We start from the raw sequence: 20,281 nt of genomic DNA, 5'->3' as shown, positions 1-20,281 counted from the left end.
CGTCACGCCTGCTTCGACTGCGCGTACTTGACGAGGAAGTGCGCCTCGGCGACGGAGAGCCGCCGCAACTCGTCGGGCGACACGCTCTCGTTCACCGCGTGGATCTGCGCGTCCGGCTCGCTCAGCCCGATCAGCAGGATCTCCGCGCTCGGGTACAGCTCGGCCAGTGTGTTGCAGAGCGGGATGGAGCCGCCCTGCCCGGCGATCTGCATCCGCTGGCCCGGATAGGCGACCTCCATCGCCTCGGCCATGGCCGTGTACGCCGGGCTGCTGGTGTCGGCGCGGAACGGCTGCCCCTGGCCGGACTGCTCCACCGTCACCCGGGCGCCCCACGGCGTGTGCTTCTCGATGTGCGCGGTCAGCAGCTTCGTCACCTCGACGCTGTCCTGCCCGGGTGCCACCCGCAGACTCACCAGCGCCCGTGCGCTCGCCTGCACGGACGGCGTCGCGCCGACCACCGGCGGGCAGTCGATGCCGAGCACGGTCACGGCGGGCCGCGCCCAGATCCGGTCGGCGACCGACCCGTCGCCGATCAGCTCGACCCCGTCGAGCACCTTGGCGTCCGCGCGGAAGTCGGCCTCCGGGTAGTCGAGTCCGGTCCACCCGTCCGAACCGGGCAGTCCGTCCACGGTCGTTGAGCCGTCCTCGGCACGCAGCGAGTCGAGGACGCGGATGAGCGCGGCGAGCGCGTCAGGGGCGGCCCCGCCGAACTGGCCCGAATGCAGGTTGCCTTCGAGCGTGTCGATCTGCACCCGCAGCATCGTCATCCCGCGCAGCGTGGCCGTCGCCGTCGGCACACCGACGCGGAAGTTGCCCGCGTCACCGATGACCACGGCGTCGGCCGTGAGCAGCTCCGGGTGCTGCTCCGCGTACCGTTCGAGCCCGCCGCCGCCCTGCTCCTCCGAACCCTCCACGATCACCTTGACGTTGACCGGCACCCCGCCGGCCGCCTTCAGGGCGCGCAGCGCGAGCAGGTGCATGATGAAGCCGCCCTTGCAGTCGGCGCTGCCCCGGCCGTACCAGCGCCCGTCGCGCTCGGTCAGCTCGAACGGCGGTGTCAGCCACGCGGACTCGTCGAGCGGCGGCTGGACGTCGTAGTGCGCGTACAGCAGGACGGTCGGGGCGCCTGCCGGGCCGGGCAGCAGACCGTAGACCGACTGGGTGTCGTCAGGCGTGTCGAGTACGGCGACGTCCTGGAACCCCTCGGCGCGCAGCGCGTCGGCCACCCACACGGCGGCGGCCTCGCACTCGCTCTTCGGGAACTGCGCCGGGTCCGCGACCGATCGGAAGGCAACCAGCTCCGACAGCTCCGTGCGGGCACGGGGCATGAGTGAGAGGACGGTTTCTGCGATCGGATCCGCGGGCATGGGCACGCTCCTGGTGAGTACGGCGTTGGGTAGGTGGAGGTAGGGCAAAAGTCAGTGGTGATCCTCCCACAGCGGGTAGAGGGCGCTCGCGCCGTAGGATGCCGTTCGAGAAGAAGCAGGTCGTAAGGCCCACCGGTCGAATCAGGAGCAGAAGCACATCGTGAGCAGCGAGAACGCAGACGCCGGAAGCGAGCACGACGAGCCGGTGTGGGATGTCGTCGTGGTCGGCGCTGGACCGGCGGGAGCTTCCGCGGCATATGCCGCGGCGGTCGCCGGCCGCCAAGTGCTGCTGCTGGAGAAGGCCGAGTTGCCCCGGTACAAGACGTGCGGCGGCGGCATCATCGGCCCCTCGCGCGACTCGTTGCCCCCGGGCTTCGAGCTGCCGCTCAGGGACCGGGTGCATGCGGTGACCTTCTCGTTGAACGGCAAACTGGCCCGCACCCGCCGCTCGAAGCGGATGCTCTTCGGGCTCGTCAACCGCCAGGACTTCGACGCGAGTCTGGTCGAGCACGCCCAGAAGGCGGGCGCCACGCTCCGCACGGGCGTCACGGTCGCCCGCGTCGAGCAGCACGGCCCGGGAGTCCCCGACCGCCGCACGGTCGCCGTGGTGCTGGCCGGCGGCGAGACGCTGCTGGCGCGCGCCGTGGTCGGCGCCGACGGCAGCGCGAGCCGGATAGGAGCCCACGTCGGGGTGAAGATGGACCAGGTCGACCTCGGCCTGGAGGCGGAGATCCCCGTACCGCCCACCGTGGCCGAGGACTGGGCCGGCCGGGTGCTCATCGACTGGGGCCCGCTGCCCGGCAGTTACGGCTGGGTCTTCCCGAAGGGCGACATCCTCACGGTCGGCGTGATCTCGGCGCGCGGCGACGGAGCCGCGACCAAGCGCTACCTGGAGGACTTCGTCGCGCGGCTCGGCCTCGCCGGCTTCGAGCCCTCCATCTCGTCCGGCCACCTCACCCGCTGCCGCAGCGACGACTCGCCGCTGTCCCGCGGCCGGGTGCTGGTGTGCGGCGACGCGGCGGGCCTGCTGGAGCCGTGGACCCGCGAGGGCATCTCCTTCGCGCTGCGCTCGGGGCGGCTCGCCGGCGAGTGGGCCGTCCGGATCTCCGAGGCGCACGACGCGGTGGACGCCCGCCGCCAGGCGCTGAATTACGCGTTCGCCATCAAGGCGGGGCTCGGCGTCGAGATGGCGGTCGGCCGCCGGATGCTCGCCGTCTTCGAGCGCCGCCCCGGCCTGCTGCACGGCGCGATCACGGGCCTGCGCCCGGCCTGGAACGCGTTCGCCGACATCGCCCGCGGCTCGACCACGCTGGGCGGCCTGGTCAGGACCCACCCCCTGGCCCGGCGCGCGCTGAACATCCTGGACCGCAGGATGGAGTCGGCGGGGCCGAAGGTCGTAGCGGTGCAACCGGAAACGGCGGACGCGGCGCGGGTGGCGGGGCCGAGCGACTGACGTGGCGGCGCGGTGTCGCCGTCCGGCGGTGTCGCCGTCCGGCGTGGTCTGGGTTGCCGGTTTGGGTTGCGGTGGTCGCCGGGGGCGGTGTCGCCGTCCGGCGCGGTTCGGGGTGACCGGTCTGGGTTGCGGTGGTCGCCGGGGGCCGTTCCGGGGTCATGTCCTGCGCTGCACGATTTACGGCGCGTGCGCCTCTGACGTGCAGTGAGCGCCGAGATGCGCCGCAAATCACGCTTTACGCTCCGGACACCACCCCTGCACGACCCCCTTCAGCCTCGCCGTCCGGGACATCCGTACCCGGCCACCGGGGGAAGGTGACCGGGCGTCTACGCCTGGGACGCGGCCCCGGCCCGCACGCACCCACATGCCGCGCCCTCGCGGACGGCTGGTGGGGACTCACGGACGGGAGGGGGCCGGGGTCGGAGGAGGGGGGTGTCCGGACGTAAAGCGTAGGAGTTCTAGCGATCGAGCAGTCCGGACACCCCCCTCCGGAGGCCCCGGAACCCGCCACCGGACAAGCGGACCGCAACCGAAACCCGCAACCGAAACCGCGCCGGACCCCGGCAGACGAACAACGCACCGCAACCCACGCCACCCCGCGACGCCGGCGCTCGTACTCCCCGGGGAGTACGGACGACCGCCACGTCCGGCTGACGACCCGCAGGCGCGCGGCGGTCTAGCGTGGCCGGTATGGACGACGAGCGGGGCATCCGGCGTGGGCGTCGCGGGCCCCGTGGCCGGCGGGGGCGGCGCGTGCCGTGGGTTTCCAGTCTTCTGCTCGCCGTCGTCGTCGTGCTGGGCAGTGGGTTCGCGGCTCGCGCGCAGCACGCCTCGCTCGACGCCTCCGGCCGGCTGCTGCTGCTCGCCGGGCCCGCTCTGCTGCTGTTGCGGCGGCGGTACCCCGTGGTCGCCGTCTTCGGGGTCGCCGCGTCCGCGCTGCTCTACTTCGGGGCCGGTTACCCGTACGGCCCGGTCTTCGTCACCGTCGTCGTCGCCTGCTTCAGCGCCGTCGTGCACGGGCACCGGCGCGCCGCGTGGTGGGCTGCCGGGGGGTTCTGGGGCGGGCTCGTGCTCGTCACGCACTGGCTGTACCAGTGGTTGCCGTCGCACACCGAGCACGCCGCGGGGTGGGGCGCGGGCTGGGGCACCGAGACGGTCGTCGGCGCTTGGATCGTCGCCGTCCTCGCCATCTCCGACGTCGTACGCGCCCGCCGCGAGCAGTGGGCCGCAGCCGCCGCCGAGCGGGCCGCCGCCGAGAAGCGGCGCAGGGACGAGGAGCGGTTGCGGATGGCCCGTGAACTCCACGACGTGCTGGCCCACTCGATCTCGGTCATCAACGTCCAGGCGGGGATGGGGCTCGCCCTGCTCGACTCCGACCCCGAGCAGGCCCGCTCCGCGCTCACCACCATCAAGGCGGCGAGCAAGGAAGCCCTCGGCGAGGTGCGCCAGGTGCTCGACTCGCTCAGAGCGCCGGGCGAAGCGCCGCGCGCGCCGGCTCCCGGGCTCGACCGGCTGCCCGAGCTGGTCGAGCAGGCGGCGAGCGCCGGGCTGACCGTCGAGATCCGGCGCGAGGGCGCGCCGGTGCGGCTGCCGCCGGGCGCCGATCTGGCCGCGTTCCGGATCGTCCAGGAGGCGCTGACCAATGTGGTCAGGCACTCGGGGTCCCGTACCGCCGTGGTCGTACTCCGGCACCCGCCCGGTCTGCTCGACCTGCGGGTCGACGACGCGGGGCCAGCGACCGGCACGGCGGCGGGCGGCAGCGGGAACGGTCTGACCGGCATGCGGGAGCGGGCCGCCGCGCTCGGCGGCTCGGTCGAGGCAGGGCCGCGCCCCGACGGCGGGTTCCGGGTGCGCGCCACCTTTCCGCTCACGACCGAGGAGACACCGTGATCCGCGTCCTGCTCGCCGACGACCAGGCGCTCGTACGGGCGGGCTTCCGCGCGCTGCTCGACGCGCAGCCCGACATCGAGGTGGTGGGCGAGGCGGCCGACGGCGGTGCGGCGCTGCGCGCGGTACGCGAACTGCGGCCCGATGTCGTGCTGATGGACATCCGGATGCCCGTGCTCGACGGGCTCGCTGCGACCCGGCGGATCACCGAGGACACCGCGCTGGACTGGGTGAAGGTGGTCATGCTCACCACCTTCGAACTCGACGAGTACGTCTTCGAGGCGATCCGGTCAGGCGCGTCCGGCTTTCTCGTCAAGGACACCGAACCGGACGAACTGCTGCGCGCGGTAAGGGCGGTGGTGGACGGCGCGGCCCTGCTGTCGCCCGGGGTCACCCGGCGGCTGATCGCGGAGTTCGCCTCCCGTTCCAAGACCCCGACGGACGAGGTCGGTCTCGGCGAACTCACCGACCGGGAAAGGGAGGTGATGGCCCTGGTCGGCATCGGCCTGTCCAACGACGAGATCGCCCGCAGGCTCGTCGTCAGCCCGCTCACCGCCAAGACACACGTCAGCCGCACGATGGTGAAGCTCGGGGCCCGCGACCGGGCGCAACTGGTCGTCCTGGCCTACGAGTCGGGGCTGGTGAGGCCGGGCTGGCTCGGCTGACCGGCAGCGCCCGGCGGCCGACCTGCGCCTCGGCGATCCGTACGGCCCACTCACCGGCGGCGGGCCGGCTTACGCCTCGGCCGCCTCCGTCGCCGCTCCCGCCGTCGCGCCCGGGGGCGAACCCGCAGGCGACGCCGAGGCGTTGCGTGCCGCGTAGCCGATGAGCGCCGCCGCGCCGGCCAGCATCGACACCGTCGTCAGGGCGATCGGCAGGGTCAGCCAGTCGGCCAGGAAGCCGATGGCGGGCGGCCCGACCAGCATTCCGCCGTAGCCCAGTGTGGACGCGGCGGCGACGCCGCTCGGTCCGGCCAGGGCGCCGGCCCTGCCGATCGCGACGGGGAAGATGTTGGCCAGCCCGACACCGGCCACGGCGAAGCCCAGCAGGGCCAGCCAGACGGCCGGGGCGAGGGCGCCGAGCAGCATGCCGAGCGCCGCCAGCACACCGCCGGAGATCAGCGCCCGGGTCTGGCCAAGGCGCTCCTGGAGGGCTGTGCCGGACAGCCGTCCCGCCGTCATCGCCAGTGCGAAGAGCGTGTACGCGGCGGCGGCCACCCCCGCGCTCGCGCCGAGGTCGTCGGAGAGGTGCAGCGCGCTCCAGTCGGCCATCGCGCCCTCCCCGTACGCCGAGCACAGCGCGATCACCCCGAAGAGCAGGACGAGGTTGCGGCTGCGCCCGGTGAGCCGCCCCGGCGCCGGGCCGGCCGCGCCTGCCGCCGTGGTGTCCGCGGCTTCGGCCACGGGGACCCGATGCCGCAGCAGGACGGGCCCGGCCACGGCCGTGACCACCAGACCGATACCGGTCAGCATCAGCAGATGGACGCTCGGGGTGAGGCTGCCCGCGACCAGCCCGCCGAGCCCCGCCCCCACCATGCCGCCGAGGCTGAACGCCGCGTGGAAGCTGGAGATCACCGGGCGCCGCAGCGCGGCCACCACATCGACGGCCACGCTGTTCATGGCGACGTTGAGCGCGCCGTACGCGCCGCCGAACACCAGCAGCAGCAGGCCGAGCGCCACCGCGGAATGCGCGTGCGGCGGGAGGGCGATGCTGAGCGAGACCAGGACGGCGCTGACGACCGTCACCGGGCGGCTGCCGAAGCGGCGGCAGAGACCGCCGGTGAACACCATGGTGATCACGGCCCCGGCCGACACCCCGAGCAGGGCGAGACCCAGGGTGCTCGCCGAGGCGCTGACCTGGTGTTTGATGGCCGGAATCCGGACCACCCAGCCGGCGAAGACGAAACCGTCGAGGGCGAAGAACATCGTGAGCGCGATCCGGAGCCGGACCAGGGAGGAATGAGCGGCGCGGTCGCCGCCGCGGCCCCCCTGAGCGGCCGCCGGTATTTTGTTTAGGTACGGCACAAACGCAGCATAGGCATGGCAGGACGCCGGGGACAAGGCGGTTGCCGCGCCTCGGACCATGGGAGACTCGCCCACATGAACGGCAAGGTGACCACCACCCGGACGAGACTGGAGAGAGGCCGCAGCGCGCTCGGTCCCGCCCTGGAACTCGTTCACACGGGCCGCGCGCCGACCCGCGCCGTCCTCACCTCCGAGCTGGGTGTGACCCGTGCGACGGCCGGCGCCGTCGCCGCCGAACTGGAGGCGCTCGGGCTGATCCGCGTCGATTCGAGCCCCGGCGCGGGAGCCGGGTCGCAGGGCCGCCCCTCGCACCGGCTGGCCGTCGACGAGACCGGCCCTGTCGCACTCGCCGTACAGGTCCATGCCGACGGCTTCAGGACCGCGCTCGTCGGGCTCGGCGGGCAGATCGTCGCCACCGCCGCAGGCCGTGACGAGGTGCCCGCCGACCCCGCGGCCGTACTCGGCAAAGCGGTCGCCGTCGGGGCCGGGCTGCTGCGCGACGGCGGACGGCGCTGTGTGGGCGCCGGACTCGCCGTACCGTCCGCCGTGGCCGAACCGGAGGGCGCGGCGCTCAACCCGCTGCATGTGGCATGGTCGGCCGGCACCCCGGTCCGGCAGACCTTCGCCGAGCAGGTGCGCGCCGCCGGGCTCGAAGGCCCCGCCTTCACCGGCAACGACGTCAACCTCGCCGCCCTCGCCGAGCACCGGCACGGCGCGGGCCGCGGCGCCCGCCATCTGCTGTGCGTGGCCACCGGGCACCGCGGCGTCGGCGGCGCGCTGGTCGTGGACGGCAGGCTGCACACCGGCAGTTCGGGGCTCGCCCTGGAGGTCGGCCATCTCACCGTCAACCCGGAGGGCCGGCCCTGCTACTGCGGCAGCAGGGGCTGTCTCGACGTCGAGGCCGACCCGCTCGCCTTCCTCGTCGCGGCGGGCCGCACACCCGGCCCCGAGGTGTCGCTGTTGCAGCAGGCCCGCGACCTGCTCCGTACGGAGGGCGCCGACCCGGCCGTGCGCGGTGCCACGGAGGAGCTGATCGACCGTCTCGGCCTCGGGCTCGCCGGTCTTGTCAACATCCTCAACCCCGACCGGATCATCCTCGGCGGACTCCACAGGGAGCTGCACGCCGCGGACCCGCAGCGGCTGCGCGCCGTCGTCGCCGACCGCAGCCTCTGGGGCCGCAACACCGGGGGAGTGCCCATTCTGGGCTGCACGCTGGATTACAACAGCCTGGTCGGCGCCGCAGAGGTGGCCTGGCAGCCGGTGCTGGACGATCCGCTGGCCGCGCTGGCACGCTGACGCACCGTCAGAGCGTCCCGACGCCCGACGGCAGTTCGCCGCGGTGCGGTTGAGACACCCGCAGCACCTGGAAGCGGTCGCCCACCGCCTGGGGCGACGCGCTGTCCCGGAGGGAGAAGTGCGGCAACTCCCAATGGCGCGGGTCGAAGGCGAGGTCGGCGCAGACCACGCCCGCGACGCCGGTGCCGTACCGCAGAGAGCGGCGTACGGTCGGCCGCCGGCCCTTCCTCGTGGGCGAGACCCGCCCACCGCTGGACGACCGGCCCCCCGGCGGAGCTGCGGTGTGCGGGGCTGACGGTCGGCTCACCGTACATACCAGTAGGTACAACTGCTCCCGCCGGGGTACGTGCGGTGCCGCCGGCTGTACGACGACGCGGCACCCCGCCAGGGGCGAGGCTCGTGAGCGACAACGAAGTACCCGGAACACCCGCTCCGAAGGAGCTGAACCGCGATGAACACACTGGCGTTTCACGGCGGCCCAGGGCCGTGGATCCTCTTCTTCCCGCTGATCTGGGCGGCCGTCGTCCTCGGGGTCGTGACCGTGCTGCGGCGCACCGCGTGGCGCGGTCGCGGGATCGGCCCGCGCGGCCCGTGGCGGGGCGGGCCCTGGCAGGGCGGGGCCTGGCAGGGCGGCGCCGGGCGGCCGGTGGACGACGAGCGGTCGCCGATCGCGATGCTCGGCCGCCGGTTCGCCACCGGCGAGATCGACGAGGACGAGTACTGGCGGCGGCTCTCCGTACTGGACGAGCAGTTCGGCCGCGGCAAGGGCGGCGTGGCCTGAGCGTGGCGCCCCGCCACCGGAGGCGCGCGGCGGGGGCCGCGCACCGCACCGGAGGAGGACCCGTACCGCCACCCTGGCAGGCGGCGGTGCGGGTCTTCTCGGGTTCGGTCAGCCGACCACGGCCGACCTGGCGGTGGCATGCCCGTATTCCAGCGCCACCGCGTCGATCTCCGTCCCCATGAAGGGGCCGTCCGTCGTCGCGCCGTACACCGGCCGGGGCGGCAGGGCCGCGGCGCCCGGCGGGGTCGGGAGGGTGAACCAGATGCTCTTGCCCGACTCGCCCTGGGGGCGCACGCCCCAGCTCTCGCTCACCGCGGCGATCAGGGCGAGGCCGCGGCCGCCCGTGTCGAACAGGGCCGCATCGTTGACCGTCGGCAGCCGCGGGTCGTGGTCACTGACCGAGACCGTGAGCCGGTCGAGCAGCAGCTCGACATCGACGGTGCATCGCTTGTCCGGCTGGGCGTGCCGGTGGACGTTGGTCAGCAGCTCGGTGACTCCGAGCGACGTGTGGTCGATCAACGGGTCGAGGTGCCAGTAGCGCAGTTGCGCCGAGATGATTCTGCGGACCTGGCCGATCCGCGACGGCAGGGCTTGGAGCTCCACCGTGCAATGCCTGCTGGGCTGGCTGATCACGGCTGCGACTCCCCGAATGAGGTCCGGAAGAAGACGAAGGATCGGATCCAGCGGCCTGGTCGGTCCGGTCAGTGACCGGATCGGAGCCGCTGTTCGTGCCCGGCGGGGCTGGATCGCAGCGTCACCGCCGGTTTACCCTGAGTGACGTGCCTCCAGCGTGGCCCAGCGCGGCCCGGTCCGCAACTCGCGACCGCTCGACCCGTGATCAGGCTCAGGGAGTGTCCGCAAAGGATCGTCGTCCGCCCGCGGGGCGGGGCGCGCGTGCCGGGCGTCGCGCGCCGGACGAGACTTCGCGGACGGGACCCAGGGTCTGTCGTTCGGATCAGGCCGGATCAGGGAGCGCCCGCCGCGGCAGCGGCTGGTGTCGCGTTGGTGCCGTGGATCGCAAGGCGGAGGAGGGAGGCGACGCGGAGCGTCGCCGACCGACGACAACGCCGCGAGGCGCGGTGCCAGACCCCGCGAGCCCCGCAAGGTCCACACGACAGACCCTAGGTGCGCGCCGCCCTGCCCAGCGTGTCCAGGAATCGGCCCGCGAGCGCCTTCGCGTCCGGCCTGCGGCTGCGCTGCCCCATGGTCAGCCGGTAGCGCTTCCCGTTGACGGTCGCCACCATCGATCCCTCGCCCGCGAACCACGGCCTGGCCGTCCGTACGGCCCGCAGCGGCGCGCTGTCGATCACCCGGCCGTAGCTGTTGAGCAGGGCGAGCCTGCCGTCCTGTATCAGGACCTGTCCGGCCCTGGTGAGCGAGCGGGGCCACCGCTCTATCCGTACGCCCCGTGCGCTGAACTCCGGTTCAGCCATGGCCGCTCAGCCCCCTCCGTGCCTGTTCCTGTCGCCAGTCTGCCCAAGTATGCGCGTCCCCAACAGCGGTAGGGGCCCCTCCCTGACGGCCGCCGGGACAGCTCGTGGCACAAGCGATCCCTATGGACACCCAAAGTGAGCGTTTGCGCACGGGGTGCGGATACGGTCAGCGGAAGGGGGCCAGGTCCGAAAGGCGAGGAACAGCGCGCATGGCACAGGACGAGACACTCCGCACGGTCGACGTGGACCGCAGCGATCCCGAGTACCGCGCGTGGCTCAAGGAAGCCGTACGCAAGGTGCAGGCCGACGCGAACCGCTCGGCCGACACGCATCTGCTGCGCTTCCCGCTGCCCGAGTCCTGGGGCATCGACCTGTATCTGAAGGACGAGTCGACGCATCCCACGGGCAGCCTCAAACACCGGCTGGCCCGCTCGCTGTTCCTCTACGGGCTGTGCAACGGCTGGATCAGGCCCGGCAAACCGGTCATCGAGGCGTCCAGCGGCTCGACCGCCGTCTCGGAGGCGTACTTCGCCAAACTGATCGGTGTGCCGTTCGTCGCCGTGATGCCGCGCACGACGAGCGCCGAGAAGTGCCGGCTGATCGAATTCCACGGTGGACGCTGCCACTTCGTGGACGACTCGCGCACCATGTACGAGGAGTCGGCGGGCCTCGCCGCCGCCACCGGCGGCCACTACATGGACCAGTTCACCTACGCCGAGCGGGCCACCGACTGGCGCGGCAACAACAACATCGCCGAATCGATCTACCAGCAGCTCAAGTTGGAACGCTTCCCCGAGCCGACCTGGATCGTGGCGACGGCCGGCACGGGCGGGACGTCGGCGACGATCGCCCGCTACGTCCACTACATGCAGTACGACACGCTGATCTGCGTCCCCGACCCGGAGAACTCCTGTTTCTTCGACGGCTGGACCCGCCACGACACCCTCGCGAGCAGCGACTGCGGCTCCAGGATCGAGGGCATCGGGCGGCCCCGGATGGAGCCGAGCTTTGTGACCGGCGCCGTCGACCGGATGATGAAGGTGCCGGACGCGGCGAGCGTCGCCGCCGTACGCACGCTGGAGCGGGCCATCGGACGCAAGGCGGGCGGCTCGACCGGTACGGGTCTGTGGAGCGCGCTGAAACTCGTCGCCGAGATGGTCCGCACGGGCCGCGGCGGCAGCGTCGTCACCCTGCTCTGCGACCCGGGCGACCGCTACCTCGACAAGTACTACTCGGACGCCTGGCTCGCGGGGCAGGGCCTGGACATCGCACCGTACGAGCTGACCCTGGACCGCTTCCTGGCCTCGGGGGTCTGGCCCGACGCCACCGCGTCCTGAACTCCGGTCCGCCGGGCACTTCCTAGCCGACACCGTCCAGCGCCCCGCCGTCCGGGAGCTTGCCCGTCAGCCGTACGGTGCCGGTGCGCGGTGCCCGTACGGCCATCGTCGGGCCCTTCGCCTCCGCGCTCACGTCACCCGCAGCGGCGATGTCGCCGACCCCGCGGGACCCGGCGGCCAGCAGATACCACTGCCCCGACGGTGCCTTCCAGTGCGCCCCCGCCAGCACGTGCTGACCGAATCTGCTGCACAACGCGGTGTTCTTCACATCGGCCACCACCGCGCCCGGCGCCGTGTGCGAGGTGCCTGGGCGCTGGAACTGGACCAGGATCCGGCCGGGTCCGCGCCAGGTGTCCGCGCGGGTGCAGACCCAGGTGGACACACCGCCGCGCTCCGGCAACTGCTGCTCGGCGAAAGCCCAGTTGTTGACCGCCCGCACCCCCGAACCCCGCAACTCCCGCAGCGAGCAGGCGGTGTGCGCCCAACTGAGCAGCGCGGGAGTGCTCGTCGCCTCGCGCGGCGCACGCGGTGGGTTGTCCGGGGCCGGCGGCGGTGTGTAGGTGAGATGCACCGGCGAGAGATCACCGAGGTCGCTGACCAGGAACGCGTGCCGCTCCACGATCTTCTCCGACGAACGCAACTGCAGCACCGGCCACGACGCACACGACCCGTCCGTGGCGGGGCGCGCCACCGGGTCCGTGACACCGTCCTCGGCCACCCGCAGTGCACGGGCCGGTGTGTCGGGCGCCAGCAGATCGCGCGTCGTGGACTCGGCGATCCACGGGGCGAGCAGATAGCGCGCCCGGCCGGCCGTGCGGCTCACGACCACGGCGGCGGCCGTCGTCACATCCGCGTCGTCGGTCCGTACGAAGTCCAGCGCCGCCTGACCGTCCCCGGACAGCGGCTCGGCGTAGCGCGCGACGCGTACCCCGTCGTGCAGCAGGACCACGGCGGCGCCGCCGCTCTCGCCCGCGTACAGCAACTGCGGCGGCTGCGACGGCGGTGCGGTGCTCGTCCCGGGTGCGGCCGACACCCGTACGCCGCTGCCGGGGCTCGCCCAGACGCGCAGCGCGCGGCCCAGCAGCGCCGTGTCCCTGACGCGGCTCCCACGGGCCGGCCAGAGCGTGAAGTCGACCCGCGAGGAGTCGGCCCACTCGTCGGCGGGCGCGCGGCGCAGTTGCCCTGGGTCGACGGCCTTGGCCAGTGCGCTGCCCGCTGCGGGACCGGCCGTGACGAGCCGCTGCTTCGACGGCGGGTCGTGCGGCAGCGTGACGGCCAGGACCGTCCCCGTCACCACCACGGCGGCAGCGGCGCCGAGCAGCCGCTTGCGGTGCCTGCGGCGCAGCAGATCGGTCGGCCGGGTCTGCACGGTGCACGGGTCGAACTCCGGCGTGCGCAGCAGCTTTTCGGCTTGACCGTCCCGGTCGGACGCGAGCCGGCCGGCGGCGCGCAGCGCCTCGTCGGGGTCTTCGGAGCCCGCATCGGAGAGCAGCGCGTGCACGGTCCGCTCGGGGAGCCCTTCCAGGACCCGCAGCGCAAGCGCGGCGCGCGCCGCCGCCGTGGCCGCCGACAGGGCCTGGTCGAGGGCGAGTTCGTCGGTGCCGCCGGCCCGGGGGAACAGTCGGAGACCCACCACCAGCGGCAGCAGCCCGTGCCGGCCCGCGCGCAGGGTGTGCAACCGGGACCGGTGCCCGTGGGCCAGCGACGCTTCGAGCACGCGCCCGCGGATCCAGGCGTACGCCGACTCGTCCGCACTCCGCCGTCCCGGTGCGGGGGCCGACCCCGGTCGCCGGCCCGGTCGCCGTCCCGGCAGGACGTGCTGGACGGTGGCGTGGGCGGCGAGCACGCGTCTGTGCCGGCCGAGGGAGGGCGGCAGGGTCAGATAGGCCAGGCGTACGAGACGCGGGTAGTGCTCGACAAGGGCCGCCTCGGCCTCGTCGATACCGGGACGCGCGCCGGAGACGGCGGGGTCGGTCGGCTGTCGGTGTGTCGGCATCGGGACTGTGCCCTTTCCTGTGCCCTTTCGCATGTGCTGATGCGCTGTCACTCGCTCCTGCTTTTAGGGAGAACGAGTGAATGATCCGAAGGTCACACCGCAACTGCGTTCGGCAGCAGGCAGCAGGCAGCAGGCAGCAGGAAGCAGGAAGCAGGCGCCAGGCAGCAGAGACCGGGCCTCGGGGCCGGTGCTCAGGGCTCCTTGCGCAGCAGCCCGTCGACCGCCCGGCCGAAGACGGCGTGGCCGACGCGCGCGGTCACCGGGTCGAACAGCCGGGGGAGCGGTCCGACGCGCAGCTCCTCCGACCAGCGCACACGCGTGACACCGCCCTCGGCCCGCACCTCGATCTCGGCCCAGCCGGTGACGACCTTGCCGCGCTTCTCCAGCCGGCAGTGGCCAGGGCCTTGCGCCGTCGGCGGCTGCCAGGCCACGACCTCCATGGGGTCGTCGAACGCCACCCGGCCTGGCAGCGCGGTACGGGCGACGAAGACCGTGCCGACCCGGGTCGGTCCCGGCGTACGGACCTCGATGCGCGTCAGCGGTACCTGGTCGGCGTGGGCCGGCCAGTCGGTGAGCCGCCGCCAGGCCTCGGCGGCGGAGAGCGGCGGGGTGCGGTCGACGCGGAAGACGGTCACCTGGCGATCGTAGGACGGCGGCGCCCGGCACCCGGCGCCCACGCGCCGAACGGATCACGCGCAGGACTGACGGATCCCGCGTCCCGAGGGACGGATCACGCGTCCTGGGAGTGCGGCTCCTCGTCGCTCCCGCCGGCGACCACCAGGCCCGGCAGCCGCTCGGCGATCTCGGCGCGCGCGCCCGCCGACAGGCCCGCGTCCGTCACCAGCATGTCGACCTGCTCCAGCGTCGCGAACGAACTCAGCCCGACCGTGCCCCACTTGGTGTGGTCGGCGACGACGACCACCCGGCGGGCCGACCGCACGAACCGCCGGTTCGTCTCCGCCTCGGCGAGGTTGGGGGTGGAGAGCCCGGCCTCGACCGAGATCCCGTGCACGCCGAGGAACAGCACGTCGAAGTGGAGCGAGCGGATCGCCTGGTCGGCGACAGGACCCACCAGCGAGTCGGAGGGAGTACGAACCCCGCCGGTGAGCACGACCGTGGCGGCGCCGGGCCGCTGGCCGCCCGCCGTGCCGGCCGGCTGCGCCGCGTGGAAGACGTCGGCGACCCGTACCGAGTTGGTGACCACCGTCAGATCCGGTACGTCCAGCAGATGCTGGGCCAGCGCGAAGGTCGTCGTACCGCCGGACAGCGCGATGGCGCTGCCGGGCACGGCCATGGCCGCCGCCGCCCGTGCGATGTCCTCCTTGGCGGTCAGCTCCAGCGCCGACTTCGCCTCGAACCCCGGTTCGTGCGTGCTCGCTTCGACCACGGGAACGGCCCCGCCGTGGACCTTCTCGATGACGCCCTGGCGGGCCAGCGCGTCGAGGTCCCTGCGCACGGTCATGTCGGAGACGTTGAGCTTGCGGGTGAGTTCGTTGACGCGGATGCCGCCGCGCTTGCGCACCTCGTCCAGAATCAGGGCGCGGCGCTGCTCAGCGAGAAGGTTCTGGTTGTCACTCACCACCCTGTCGGGTCCTTCCGTCGTGTGCCGGGCGTCGCAGCCGCTCGCCCTGTCCGCTCGTCAAGGCCCCCATCCTCCCACGCTGTTCCGCCGGCGGCGCCCGTGCCAGGGGCGGCCGGAGTCGGGGAGATTCGGTGAGGGCAGCGCGGCGGGGGCCACCCCTGCCGCGGTCTGCGGCAGCCTTTCGGGGTCGTGTTCGCAGTACTTTGCCACGTCGAGAGCGAGTTCTGAAGTGTCCTCCCACCCCACGGCCGCCGGTGACGGCCGAGCGACGCTGGAACTGCTCGTCCACGGCGTCGGCGGTACGACCCCGCAGGAGATGCTGGCCGACTCCCGTACGGTCAGGATCACCGGCGACGAGACCGCCGCCGTCCACCGCCGCGCCGAGGACGTGGACGCCGAGAGCCGCGGTGCGCGCGGCGACCGGCCGGTGCCCGAGGCGTACTGCTGGTCCAACCTCACCTCGGGCAACGGCTCGCGCGCCCTGTGGCTGCTGCTCCTGCCCTTCATGGTCGTCAATCTCGCCCACTGGATGCGGCCCGCGACGAACGGGGCTGCCAGGACCCGCCGGTGCTACGGGCTGCTGGTACGGCTCGTCGCCCTCACCCTGACCGTGCTGCTGACCGCAGCCGCCTGCGAGGTCGCGCTCGACCTCGCCGCCTGGCAGTGCGCGGGCGCCGCGCGGTGCACCGCCGCACACTCCTGGCTGGGCTTTCTGGCGCCGGAGCGGCACGGCTGGTGGTCGCAGCCCGGCCGGCGGCTCGCCCTGGGCGCGCTGGTGCCCACGGGGCTCGTGGTGCTGCTGTGGTACCTCTCCCACAGGACCTGGGGCGCCTACGAGTCGCAGCGCCCGCCCACCGACGGACCCACCGACGGAGCTACCGGCGGACCCACCGCCGACCCGACCGGCGGGCCTGCCGAAAGCACCGCCGAGCCGGAAGAGGCGGCCGACGCCCCCGGCGTGCGGCCCGCGCTCGGCGCACCCGGGTTCTGGTACGGCCGCCGGCTCGTCGCGCGGCTCAGGGCGGCGCACACCGCGGCCGGCTTCCTCACCGTCGCCACCATGATCACCGTGGCCGCCGGACAGTACGACCGAGCAGCGGGATCCCCGCTCGCCGACGTCCTCGGACTGCTCCTCCTGGCGGCCCTCGGCTGCTGCGGCTGCGCCGTGCTGTGGGTGGTGTGCCGCAGAGGGCGCAGCGAGGTCAGCCGCGATCTCGTCCTCGACCGGGCGATGACCGGCCGGCTGCCGGGCACCTCGATCGGGCTGCTCGTCGGCGCCGTCGTGTACGCGGCATGGTCACGGCCCGGCTGGGTCTCGGCCGGACCGCTCCCCGGCGACCTCGCCTTCCGGGTGATCGCCGTGGCGCAGATCGCGCTGGTCCTGGCGCTGGCCGGCGCCGCCGCCGCGCTGCACCGCTCCGCCGCGCATCCGCGTACGGTGCTGCGCGGCCAGGCGGGTCCCGCTGTCGCGACCCTCGCCTGCGCGCTGGGCGCCGTGCTGACCGGCGGTCTCGCGCAGCGCGTCGCCGACTGGCTCGACGGGGACGCGACCCCCGGCATGGGCGGCGGCCGGATCGCGGGGCCGCCGGTCCTGCTGAGCTGGCAGGCCGCCGTCATCCCCGTCCTGCTGGTGCTGCTGCTGATTCCGGTGGCCGTCCTCGCCGTCCGCACGGCACGTGCCACCCGCCGGCTCGGCCCTGTGGTCGAGGCGGAGTTCCACCCGAGGACCGTGGACACGGTCCGCAGCCGCACGGTGGCGGGGGTGCGCGCCAGGGCCATGCTCACCGACGCCGCCCCCCGGCTCGTCGGGGTGGTCTCGGGCGCCGCCCTGCTGCTGGGCGCTGGCGCCGTCGCCGGGTCGTGGCTGAGCGGCGAGGTGCCGGGAGAGGCCGCCGAAGGCACCGACTCGCTCGTCGAGTCCATCACCGACACCGCGCAGGCGCTGGGCTCCTGGCTGACAGGGCTCGGCTTCATACTGTTCGTCGCCTGGGGCCGCCGGGCCTACCGCCACGCGTCGGCCCGCAGGACCGTCGGCATCCTCTGGGACGTCGGTACGTTCTGGCCGCGCGCGGCGCACCCCTTCGCACCGCCCTGCTACGCCGAGCGGGCCGTCCCCGACCTCACCTGGCGCGTCGAGACCTGGACGGCGCGCACCGGCGGCAGGCTCGTCCTGTCCGGCCATTCGCAGGGCACGGTCCTCGCCGCCGCGACCGTCTGGCAGTTGCGCGCCGCCACCCGCCGCCAGGTGGCGCTGCTGACGTACGGATCACCGCTGGAGCGGCTCTACGGCCGCTGGTTCCCCGCGTACTTCGGGCCCGACCAGCTCAACGACCTGTGCGGACGGGTCCGTTGCTGGCGCAACCTGTGGCGGAACACCGACCCGATCGGCGGCCCGGTGCGGGTCGCCCCGGGGGAGGGCCCCGAGGTCGACAGGGGGCCGCTCAAGGACCCGCAGGCGTACGGCCGTTCCGTACGCCGTCCGCTGCCGGAACCGGTCCTCGGCCACGCCGGGTACCAGGCCGATCCGGCGTTCGCCGAGGAGCGCGCCGCGCTCGTCGACCAGTTGCGGCCGGGGCTGCCGGGCCAGCGCGGCGGACCTGCCGAGCCGGCAGCCCCAACAGGGCCGGCAGCTCCAACAGGGCCGGCAGCCCCAACAGGGGTGCGGGCTCAGGACAGTTCCGGCGGCAGTTCCGGCAGGTCGTCCGCGTAGAGCAGGGTCAGGTCGTCCGTGCTCGTCTCAGGCAACTGGGCGACCCGGCCCGCGTGCCGCTCCACCATCGACTCGAACGTCTGCCGCGCGGTACGGCCGTTGCCGAAGGCGGGGCCCTTGGGCAGCGCCGTGAAGTACTTGAGCAGCGCCTCGGGCGTACCGCCGCCGAGCGTGTACTCGTGCTCCTCCGCCTGCTGCTCCACGATCCGCAGCAGCTCGTCGGGCTCGTAGTCGCTGAAGGTGATGGTCCGTGAGAAACGCGAGGCGACACCGGGGTTGATGGCCAGGAACCGCTCCATCTCGGCGGTGTACCCGGCGACGATCACCACCACCGCCTCCCGGTGGTCCTCCATCAGCTTCACCAGCGTGTCGATGGCCTCCTTGCCGAAGTCCCTGCCGGAGTCCTCGGGGGAGAGCGCGTACGCCTCGTCGATGAACAGCACCCCGCCGCGCGCCCGGTCGAACGCCTCCTGGGTGCGGATCGCCGTCGAGCCGATGTGCTCGCCGACGAGGTCGACCCGGGAGACCTCCACGAGATGGCCGCGCTCCAGCACCCCGAGGGAGGCCAGGATCTCGCCGTACAGCCGGGCCACCGTCGTCTTGCCGGTGCCGGGGGAGCCGGTGAAGACCAGGTGGCGGCGGACGGAAGCGGCCTTGAGGCCCGCCTCCTTGCGCCGTCTGCCCACCTCGATCATGTCGGTGAGCGCCCTGACCTCGCGCTTGACGCTCTCCAGGCCCACCAGCGCGTCGAGTTCACCGAGGACGTCCTGCGAGTCCCGCGCGGGTTCGGCGGGCGGCGCGACGTCGGCGGGGGCGTTCGCGGCGCTCTGCGCCGGGACTTTCCCGAGCAGCCCGGGGGTCTGGGTCGCGGTCAGCACCGCAGGCGCCGGCTCGGACGGTGTGCGTACGCCGCTCTCGTCGCTGCTGCAGTCCTCGGCCATCGGGCCGTCCTCCCCGAACTCGTACCCGCCGCGCGCGCACCGCTCCGTACGGCACCGCGTCAGTGTCGTGCGGCAGCCGTCCATCACATGGAAGCCGTAGCCGCCGCTGCCGGTCACCCGGCAGTTGTGGAAGGTGCCGCGGCCCTCGGCCGACACATAGAAACCGGCCTCGGCCGGCGAGGTGATCGTGCAGCGCTCGATGGTCGGATCGGCGCCCTTGGTCACGATGACCCCGGTCTGCACGGCGTCCACCGTGCAGGAGTTGAGCGTGCCGCCGCTGCCGTGGTCCCGGAACCAGGCGCCGGTCGACGCCTCCCTGATCCGGCAGTCGTCGAGCTGCGCCGTCGCCCCGTCGCTCACCGACACCGCCGTGTTGCGGATCTGCGAGAGATCGCTGTCCACGACGTCCACGCGCGAGCCGCGGTCCAGCACGAACAGCGCGTCGGGCACGTCGTGCACCCGGCAGGAGTCGAGGACGGCGGTCGCGCCGTCGCTGACCCATACGGCCGGGTAGTCGCCCGTACTGTCATGGATCTCGCACTGGTTGGCGTCGACCCTGGTCCCCGGGTCCCACACGGAAAGGCCGTTGCGCCCGAAGCGGCGCACCGTGGAGCGGGTCAGCGTCAGCACCGAACGGGACCGCAGGTCGACGGCGTTCTCGGGGATGTCGTGGATGTCGCAGTCGGAGAGCGTGAGGACGGCGTCGGTGTCCAGGGTGACACCGTCGGCCGTCGTGCGGTGCACGGACGAGTCGGTGAGATGGGCCGCGCCGCGCTCGGTGATCTGCACGCCGGTGCCCTTGATCTCGTACACCTCGCAGCCGATCGCCTCAAGGCCGCTGCCCTCACCGGTGACGCTCAGACCCGCGCCCGAGGTGTGGTGGACCCGGCAGCGTTCGAGCCGGGGGTGGCCGCCGCCGCGTACCGCCACGCCGGACTGCCCGGCGGCGACGATCTCGCACTCCTCGAACACCCCGCCCGCGCCTTCCAGTACGCCGATGCCGACCCCCGCCGGATTGTCGACGGTGCAGCGGCGCACGGTGGGCCGTGCGGCGCCGCGCACCTCTATGCCGGCCGCCGAGCGGGTCACGATCCGCAGATCGAGCAGTTCGGGGGTGCCGTCCTCGACGAGCAGCGCGGGAGCCGCGGAGTCCTGGCCCTCGATGTGCAGGTCCTGGACGGTGGCGGAGGCCCGGACGGTCAGCGGGACGCCGTCGGCGGGGGCGATCCGTACGGAGCCGAGCGAGCCTTCGGGGCCGCGCAGCGTGACGGCGCGGGAGATGACGAGGTTCTCCCGGTAGGTGCCGGGGGCGACGGTGAGGACGTCGCCGTCGGCCGCCGCCTCCAGGGCCGCCGCGAGGGAGGCGTATTCACCCGTGCGGCGCCGCCAACGCGATGTTCCGGTGTGCGTCACCTGGACCGTGCCCTGTGCCATGGCGCTGTTGTGCCCCCACCTCGTGCGACTGCACGTGTCG

At 73.4% G+C, this 20,281-nt stretch carries 16 protein-coding genes; 7 read left to right on the top strand and 9 right to left on the bottom strand.

The genetic code is table 11. From position 1 onward, the window contains the following. Positions 1-2: 2 nt before the first annotated feature. The gene (locus ACZ63I_RS08445) at positions 3-1,367 is read right to left on the bottom strand and encodes a M20/M25/M40 family metallo-hydrolase (protein WP_469336628.1); all 1,365 of its coding nucleotides are present in this window, start codon (positions 1,365-1,367) and stop codon (positions 3-5) included. Positions 1,368-1,527: 160 nt separating this feature from the next. Here ACZ63I_RS08445 and ACZ63I_RS08440 point away from each other — a divergent pair, with 160 nt between their 5' ends. The 3 genes from ACZ63I_RS08440 to ACZ63I_RS08430 all read left to right on the top strand — a co-directional run bounded on the left by ACZ63I_RS08440 (position 1,528) and on the right by ACZ63I_RS08430 (position 5,372). Next, on the top strand, positions 1,528-2,820 hold the full coding sequence (locus tag ACZ63I_RS08440; RefSeq protein WP_469336626.1) for a geranylgeranyl reductase family protein: 1,293 nt from the start codon (positions 1,528-1,530) through the stop codon (positions 2,818-2,820). Between the two features lie 690 nt (positions 2,821-3,510). Further along, entirely contained in the window at positions 3,511-4,710 is a 1,200-nt protein-coding gene (locus ACZ63I_RS08435) for a sensor histidine kinase (protein WP_469336625.1), read from the top strand. Then, a complete protein-coding gene (locus ACZ63I_RS08430) occupies positions 4,707-5,372 on the top strand; it encodes a response regulator transcription factor (RefSeq protein ID WP_469336623.1) in 666 nt (221 codons plus the stop codon). The genes ACZ63I_RS08435 and ACZ63I_RS08430 overlap by 4 nt, the downstream gene beginning before the upstream one ends. A gap of 69 nt (positions 5,373-5,441) precedes the next feature. Here the strand turns inward: ACZ63I_RS08430 and ACZ63I_RS08425 are convergent, their stop codons facing one another. Continuing rightward, complete coding sequence (locus tag ACZ63I_RS08425) at positions 5,442-6,731, bottom strand: MFS transporter (protein ID WP_469336621.1); 1,290 nt, start codon at positions 6,729-6,731, stop codon at positions 5,442-5,444. A 75-nt stretch (positions 6,732-6,806) separates the two neighbouring features. Between ACZ63I_RS08425 and ACZ63I_RS08420 the strand changes: the two genes are divergently transcribed. Continuing rightward, positions 6,807-8,027, top strand: coding sequence for an ROK family protein (locus ACZ63I_RS08420; RefSeq protein WP_469336620.1), 1,221 nt, complete (start codon positions 6,807-6,809; stop codon positions 8,025-8,027). Positions 8,028-8,034: 7 nt separating this feature from the next. On the opposite strand, the gene ACZ63I_RS08415 is transcribed toward ACZ63I_RS08420, so the two are convergent. Continuing rightward, positions 8,035-8,334 carry a hypothetical protein gene (locus ACZ63I_RS08415; RefSeq protein ID WP_469336619.1) on the bottom strand — a complete coding sequence of 100 codons (300 nt, stop codon included), beginning with the start codon at positions 8,332-8,334 and terminating at the stop codon, positions 8,035-8,037. A 144-nt stretch (positions 8,335-8,478) separates the two neighbouring features. Here ACZ63I_RS08415 and ACZ63I_RS08410 point away from each other — a divergent pair, with 144 nt between their 5' ends. Beyond that, positions 8,479-8,808, top strand: coding sequence for an SHOCT domain-containing protein (locus tag ACZ63I_RS08410; RefSeq protein ID WP_469336617.1), 330 nt, complete (start codon positions 8,479-8,481; stop codon positions 8,806-8,808). Positions 8,809-8,916: 108 nt separating this feature from the next. Here the strand turns inward: ACZ63I_RS08410 and ACZ63I_RS08405 are convergent, their stop codons facing one another. Both ACZ63I_RS08405 and ACZ63I_RS08400 read right to left on the bottom strand, forming a co-directional pair. Further along, the gene (locus ACZ63I_RS08405; RefSeq protein WP_469336615.1) at positions 8,917-9,441 is read right to left on the bottom strand and encodes an ATP-binding protein; all 525 of its coding nucleotides are present in this window, start codon (positions 9,439-9,441) and stop codon (positions 8,917-8,919) included. A 488-nt stretch (positions 9,442-9,929) separates the two neighbouring features. Further along, positions 9,930-10,241 carry a hypothetical protein gene (locus tag ACZ63I_RS08400; RefSeq protein ID WP_469336613.1) on the bottom strand — a complete coding sequence of 104 codons (312 nt, stop codon included), beginning with the start codon at positions 10,239-10,241 and terminating at the stop codon, positions 9,930-9,932. 209 nt (positions 10,242-10,450) lie between these two features. Here ACZ63I_RS08400 and ACZ63I_RS08395 point away from each other — a divergent pair, with 209 nt between their 5' ends. Further along, positions 10,451-11,578: a PLP-dependent cysteine synthase family protein gene (locus tag ACZ63I_RS08395; RefSeq protein ID WP_469336611.1), complete on the top strand. Its 1,128-nt coding sequence runs from the start codon at positions 10,451-10,453 to the stop codon at positions 11,576-11,578. Between the two features lie 22 nt (positions 11,579-11,600). On the opposite strand, the gene ACZ63I_RS08390 is transcribed toward ACZ63I_RS08395, so the two are convergent. The 3 genes from ACZ63I_RS08390 to ACZ63I_RS08380 all read right to left on the bottom strand — a co-directional run bounded on the left by ACZ63I_RS08390 (position 11,601) and on the right by ACZ63I_RS08380 (position 15,153). After that, entirely contained in the window at positions 11,601-13,574 is a 1,974-nt protein-coding gene (locus tag ACZ63I_RS08390) for a hypothetical protein (RefSeq protein WP_469336609.1), read from the bottom strand. Between the two features lie 191 nt (positions 13,575-13,765). Continuing rightward, positions 13,766-14,209: an SRPBCC family protein gene (locus ACZ63I_RS08385; protein WP_469336607.1), complete on the bottom strand. Its 444-nt coding sequence runs from the start codon at positions 14,207-14,209 to the stop codon at positions 13,766-13,768. Between the two features lie 95 nt (positions 14,210-14,304). After that, positions 14,305-15,153: a DeoR/GlpR family DNA-binding transcription regulator gene (locus tag ACZ63I_RS08380; RefSeq protein ID WP_469336606.1), complete on the bottom strand. Its 849-nt coding sequence runs from the start codon at positions 15,151-15,153 to the stop codon at positions 14,305-14,307. Positions 15,154-15,472: 319 nt separating this feature from the next. Between ACZ63I_RS08380 and ACZ63I_RS08375 the strand changes: the two genes are divergently transcribed. Further along, a complete protein-coding gene (locus ACZ63I_RS08375; protein ID WP_469337051.1) occupies positions 15,473-17,866 on the top strand; it encodes a hypothetical protein in 2,394 nt (797 codons plus the stop codon). Here ACZ63I_RS08375 and ACZ63I_RS08370 read toward each other — a convergent pair. Then, entirely contained in the window at positions 17,824-20,241 is a 2,418-nt protein-coding gene (locus ACZ63I_RS08370; protein ID WP_469336605.1) for a right-handed parallel beta-helix repeat-containing protein, read from the bottom strand. The two genes, ACZ63I_RS08375 and ACZ63I_RS08370, sit on opposite strands and share 43 nt — an antisense overlap. Positions 20,242-20,281 lie beyond the last annotated feature (40 nt).

Source organism: Streptomyces sp. NPDC087906 (genome assembly GCF_055584925.1).
The sequence above is the reverse complement of the archived record's forward strand: the minus strand, read 5'-3'. Positions and strand labels throughout refer to the sequence as shown.